Genomic DNA, 5570 nt, shown 5'->3' on the forward strand with positions numbered 1-5570 from the left:
TCGCACTCCACACCGCGGACTCGACAACCCGCGGCGGGGTGGTCGGCCGCAAGCGATTCGCCGACGTCCCGTCAGCCGATGGCGCGATCGGCGGCGCGGGACCGGTGCGCCTTCTGACGACAGGCCGCCGAGCAGTAGCGGCGCGGGCGTCCGGTCCCGAGCGCACCCAGCGCCGTGCCGCAGACCGGGCAGCGTGGACCCGCCGAAGTTTCGTCACGAGCCGCTGTTTCGTCACGCGATTCCGGGGCGGCACGGAGTTTCGTTACGCTCGCGCCGCCGGGGTTGGCGCGCAGCGCGTCGAGCAGGAGGACCGCGGCGGGCGCCAGCTCGCTCTCCGCGGGCCGATTCCGTTGTATGGCAACGCATCCGGTGAAGACGTCGAGCACGTCGGCCAGCTCGATGTCGGCGCGGACCGCGCCCTGCCGCTGCGCCGCGGTCAGCAGCGCCCCGAGTGCGCGGTGGAATCGCGCTCCCGCACTGGCCATCAGCGTGCGCGGCCAGCCGTCGTCGGACTGCACCAGCTCACAGAGCGCCTGATTGCGCGGGGTGGACGACACCACCTCCACGCAGACCTCGAAGAACGCGGCGCCCGGGTCTCGTGCGCCCAGCCGCTCGGCGGCGAGCCGGGCCAATCGGTCGACCCGCTGCTGCATGACCGCTTCCAGCAGATCGGATTTCGTCGGGAAGTGCCGGTAGACCGTGCCCGCGCCGACACCGGCGCGGCGCGCGACCTCGGCGAGGGACACCGCGACTCCGCGCTCGGCGAAGGCCCGCTGCGCGGCCGCGAGCACCCGCGCGCGGTTGCGCTGCGCATCGGCCCGCGCCGCGACGGTCGACGGGGCCGTGGAGACCGTCATTTCGTTACGCACCTTCCGTCGATCACCTGGCCAACCGGGTCGATCCACCCGTAACGTCCGAAAGCGGGTCGACCGACCCGATTCTATCGAGAACGTATCAGCAGAAGAAGGCGAGCATGTCCTCTCAGCACGACCCGATCCTCGTCACCGGCGGCACCGGAAAGCAGGGCGGCGCCACCGCCCGCCGACTCCTCGCCGACGGCATCCCGGTGCGCGCCCTGGTGCGCGACCCCGACGCACCGGCCGCGCGGGCGCTGGCCGCGTCCGGCGCCGAACTGGCGATCGGCGATTTCGACGCGCCCGGCACCCTGGTGGCCGCGACGACCGGAACCCGCGGCGTATTCGTCGTTCCCCCAGCGACTTACCGCGCCGAGGGCTGGGACGGCGACCTGGAGGCCCAGCGCGGCATCGCCCTGATCGAGGCGGCGCGCACCGCCGAAGTCGATCACGTCGTCTTCACCGGCGTGGGCTCGCTGGGCGACGACGTCGCGTGGGGCGCACACGGCAAACAGCGCATCGAGAAGGCTCTGATCGCCAGCGGCCTGCGCTACACGGTGCTGCGCCCGGTCCGGTTCATGGAGAACTACTTGCTCCAAGGTTCTCCGGTGGACGGCATCGCCGACGGCGTGCACCGCCACCTGTTCCCCGCCGACCGGCCGCTGCAGATGATCGCGGTCGACGATGTCGCGGTCTTCGCCGCACTGGCCTTCGCCGATCCGGATCGCTTCCAGGGCCGGATCATCGAATTGGCAGGCGACGCGGTCACTCCCGTCGTCGCAGCGGCCGCGATCGCCCACGCCACCGGGCACCCGGTGCACTACCAAGAGGTGAGCGAGGCCGAAGCGGCGGCGATCGGGCCCGAGATCGTCAACGTCTGGCGGGTGACGCGGGAAACCGGCGGCTGGCACGCCGATCTGCCCGCGCTGCGCGAACTCCACCCGGAGCTGCAGACCCTCGACGCCTGGCTGGCGTCCGGCGGGGCCGACCGGATCGCGGCGCTGATAGACGCCAAGAAAGCAGGCGCCGCAAGCTGATCCGCGCAGGTCGGCGTTCTGAGTGGACAACCGCCTTCGTACCGCGAAGGCGCGCAGACGAACTCGGCACCGCCCCGCCGATCACCGGCGAGGCGGCACCGCGCGAAACAACGCGCTCGCCCGCGACGGCACAGGCCGGGGCGCAGCACTTCGGCGGGCTACACGAGAAACGTTCTCCGACAGCTCTATTCGATCTCTCGTTCGCGGCGACGCCACGCCGGAACACGGATAGAGTCATAGCACCTCCGCACCGACGCCCGTGAAAGCCGAGACGCGATGAACCTCTCTGTAGCCGAGCGTTTGACCCAACCCGCCTCACTGCGCACCGTTCAGGTCGGCGACCTACGGGTCACCTACCTACCCGACGGTCTGACCACCATGAACGCGCGGGCCTGGCTGCCCACCGCCCCCGAGGGATTTTGGAGCAGGCACCACGAGTACCTCGACGCCGACGCCTTCGTCGGGGGCGTCGGCGGCCTGCTGATCGAGTACGGCGAGCGCGCGATGCTGATCGATGCGGGCTTCGGTCCCCTGACATTCCGGACCGGGGTCGGGATCCTGCGCGGCGGCGCGCTGCTCGACAGCCTCGCCCGGGTCGGCCGCGAACCCGCCGAGATCGAGACGGTCGCCGTCACCCACCTGCACGCCGACCATTTCGGCTGGCTGTGGCAGGCCGTGCCAGGGGCGCGCCGCACGCCTTTCGCGCACGCGCAAGTCCTGATCTCCGAGGTCGAGTGGCAGCACCGCGCGCTCGCCGCCGCCGACGGCACCACCGCCGAGATGCTGGACGTGTTCGCCCACCAGGTCCGCACCGTCGCCGAGGGCGACGAGGTCTTTCCCGGCGTGCGGGTGCTTGCGCTGCCCGGGCACACCACCGGCCACACCGGGTTCGTCATCGGGTCGGGCGAGCAGCGGCTCGTCGCATTCGGCGACGCACTGCACTCGGCGCTGCAGATCGCCCACCCGGAGCTGTCGGCCGTGGCCGATCGCGACCCGGTGCGGTCGGCGGACGTGCGGCACGGTCTGGTCGAGCAACTCGCCGCGCCCGGCACGCTGGGATACGGCTGTCATTTCGCCGACGTGCAGTTCGGCAACGCGATCCCCGACACCGGCGGGCACATCTGGCAGCCGCACCGGTTCCGCGCGGCCGATCGGTCCCGGTGAACGGGAGGCACCGGGACGAACGCCGGGTGCGGTGAATCTCTTCGAGCGGTGGACCGCACGCAAGCGGCGGGATCCGGTAGGCGCCGAGGTCGACGAGATCTTCGGCCCCTCGCGAAAGCACATCCACGAACGCAAAGAATGGGTTGCGATCGCCAAGCTCGATGATCGTCAAGCGGGTGACGATCCACTGGTCGACCTGGAATCCGGGGTCGTCAGAATGCCCGCGCGCACACGGAGCCGCTGAATTCCATAGCGATGTGACATATCTCCCGGTGAAATAAGTTCCGGCACGCCCGCTGTTGGATTCGGTGAGGATTGCTTCGAACCGGAAATATCGAGGCGCGCGATCGCCGCCGGAAGGACGTACCCGAATCCATGGATCAGCGGCAACCCACCGCGGAGATCTTCGAAGACACTGTGGCAATGGCGGTCCGCGCACCGTCGGTGCACAACACCCAACCGTGGCGGTGGCGACTGTCGGACCGTTCCGTCGACCTGTTTGCCGACCCGGCCCGCCGCCTGCCGTCGACCGACCCGACCGGCCGCGCGCTGCTGCTCAGCTGCGGCGCCGCCCTGCACCACCTGCGCGTCGCGCTCGCGGTGCACGGCTGGTCCGCCGCGGTCGAGTACCTGCCGGATCCGGCCGACCAGGATCACCTGGCGCGGATCACGGTCGGCGCCGAGAGCCCGGCCCGCGACGATATCGACCTCGGCGCCGCCATCGTGCACCGGAAGTCCGATCGCAGGCGCTACTGCCACCGCCGGGTTCCGTACAACCGCCTGCGCCAAGTCGCAGAGCACGCGGTGCCGTTCGGCGCGGTCGCGCGGGTGGTCCCGCCGCCGCTGCGCACGCCCCTCGGTCACACGACGCGCGCCGCGGCCGGCCGGCACGCCCACGATCGCGCCTACCTCGAAGAGCTCGCCAAATGGAGCGGCAGACACGGCACCGCCGACGGCGTGCCCGCCGCCAACACCCCGCGACCACGCCCCGGCGACGACATCTCGCAGCGCGCCTTCGTCGAGCCGGAGCTCGCCGACACCTCCTTCGAGATCGACGGCTCCGAATGGCTGGTGATCGGCACCGCCGAGGACGATTGCTGCTCCGAACTGCGGGCCGGTGAGGCCGCCAGCGCGCTGTTGCTCACCGCGACCAGCCTCGGCATGGCCAGCTGTCTGCAGACCGAACCGCTCGGCATCGCCGAATTGCGCTCGGCCATCCGCACCGACGTGCTGCACGACTGCGCCCACCCGCAGGCGATGATCCGTCTCGGCTTCATGCCCGCGAGCGTCGCCCCGTTGCCGCCCACCCCGCGCCGCCCGGTCCATGAGGTGATCGACACCGCCGTCCGCGCGGAATCAGCTCTGCCAGGCGGCCATCCGTCATCGAACCGGGCACGGCAGGAGAGAAGGCGAAGCTACGCCTAGGCGGGTGCGGGTGCGAGGTTCTGGCCGCGCAGCCGCTGCGAGATGACCTGGGTGATGCCGTCGCCGCGCATGCTCACGCCGTAGAGCGCGTCGGCGATCTCCATGGTCGGCTTCTGGTGCGTGATAACGATCAGCTGGCTTTTCTCGCGCAGCTGCTCGAACAGCCCGATCAGCCTGCGCAGGTTGGTGTCGTCCAGCGCGGCCTCCACCTCGTCCATCACGTAGAAGGGCGAGGGGCGGGCGCGGAAGATGGCCACCAGTAGCGCGACCGCGGTCAGCGACTTCTCGCCGCCGGACAGCAGCGACAGGCGCTTGACCTTTTTGCCGGGCGGGCGGGCCTCCACCTCGATGCCGGTGGTGAGCATGTCGGACGGGTCTGTTAGCAGCAGCCTGCCCTCGCCGCCGGGGAAGAGCTTGGCGAACACCTGGACGAACTCGCGCTCGACGTCGGCGTAGGCCTCGGTGAAGACCTGCAAGATTCGTGCGTCCACCTCGGCGACCACGTCGAGCAGATCCTTGCGCGCGTTCTTGACGTCCTCGAGCTGCGTGGCCAAGAAGCTGTAGCGCTCCTCCAGCGCCGCGAATTCCTCCAGCGCCAACGGGTTCACCTTGCCGAGCGTCGCCAGATCCTTCTCCGCGCGTTTGGCGCGGCGCTCCTGACCGGCCCGGTCGTAGGGCATCGGCTGCGGGGCGGTGACCTGTTCGCCACGCTCCTTGGCCTGCTCGTACTCCGCCAATTCCAGCGCGGAGGGCGGCAGCGGCACGTCGGGGCCGTACTCGGCGATCAGGTCGTTCAGCGCGATGCCGAACTGTTCGGCGATGTTCGCCTCCAGCTGCTCGATCCGCAGCGCGGCCTGCGCCTTCGCCACCTCGTCGCGGTGCACCGCATCGGTGAGCTGGGCCAGCTGCGTGCTCAGCGCACGCACCCGCTCCTTGATCTGGTCGACCTGCGCCGCGCATTCGGTGCGGCGGCGCACCAAACCATCGCGGCGGGCGCTCGCCTCGGCCACCACCTTCTCCAGTTCGGCGGCCACCCGCGCGCCCGACTCGGCGACGGCGGCGGCCACCGCGGCGGCTTGGCGGCGCGCGG

6 protein-coding genes are annotated in these 5570 nt (G+C 70.8%); 4 read left to right on the forward strand and 2 right to left on the reverse strand.

The window, feature by feature from the left end; genetic code table 11:
* Positions 1-71: 71 nt before the first annotated feature.
* Positions 72-857 (reverse strand): TetR/AcrR family transcriptional regulator, encoded by a 786-nt coding sequence (locus NL1_RS29920; protein WP_067846317.1) that lies wholly within the window; start codon positions 855-857, stop codon positions 72-74.
* A 116-nt stretch (positions 858-973) separates the two neighbouring features.
* Here NL1_RS29920 and NL1_RS29925 point away from each other — a divergent pair, with 116 nt between their 5' ends.
* From NL1_RS29925 to NL1_RS29940, 4 genes are all read left to right on the forward strand, one after another.
* On the forward strand, positions 974-1891 hold the full coding sequence (locus NL1_RS29925) for an NmrA family NAD(P)-binding protein (protein WP_067846321.1): 918 nt from the start codon (positions 974-976) through the stop codon (positions 1889-1891).
* A 276-nt stretch (positions 1892-2167) separates the two neighbouring features.
* Complete coding sequence (locus tag NL1_RS29930) at positions 2168-3055, forward strand: MBL fold metallo-hydrolase (RefSeq protein ID WP_067846324.1); 888 nt, start codon at positions 2168-2170, stop codon at positions 3053-3055.
* A gap of 31 nt (positions 3056-3086) precedes the next feature.
* On the forward strand, positions 3087-3299 hold the full coding sequence (locus NL1_RS29935) for a hypothetical protein (RefSeq protein WP_067846326.1): 213 nt from the start codon (positions 3087-3089) through the stop codon (positions 3297-3299).
* Positions 3300-3430: 131 nt separating this feature from the next.
* On the forward strand, positions 3431-4480 hold the full coding sequence (locus tag NL1_RS29940; RefSeq protein ID WP_245673646.1) for an Acg family FMN-binding oxidoreductase: 1050 nt from the start codon (positions 3431-3433) through the stop codon (positions 4478-4480).
* On the opposite strand, the gene NL1_RS29945 is transcribed toward NL1_RS29940, so the two are convergent.
* Positions 4477-5570: AAA family ATPase (locus NL1_RS29945; RefSeq protein ID WP_156095126.1), on the reverse strand; the 1094-nt coding region annotated here is incomplete at its 5' end. The two genes, NL1_RS29940 and NL1_RS29945, sit on opposite strands and share 4 nt — an antisense overlap.

This window comes from Nocardia lijiangensis NBRC 108240, from assembly GCF_001613045.1.
GTDB classification, from domain to species: Bacteria; Actinomycetota; Actinomycetes; order Mycobacteriales; family Mycobacteriaceae; genus Nocardia; species Nocardia lijiangensis.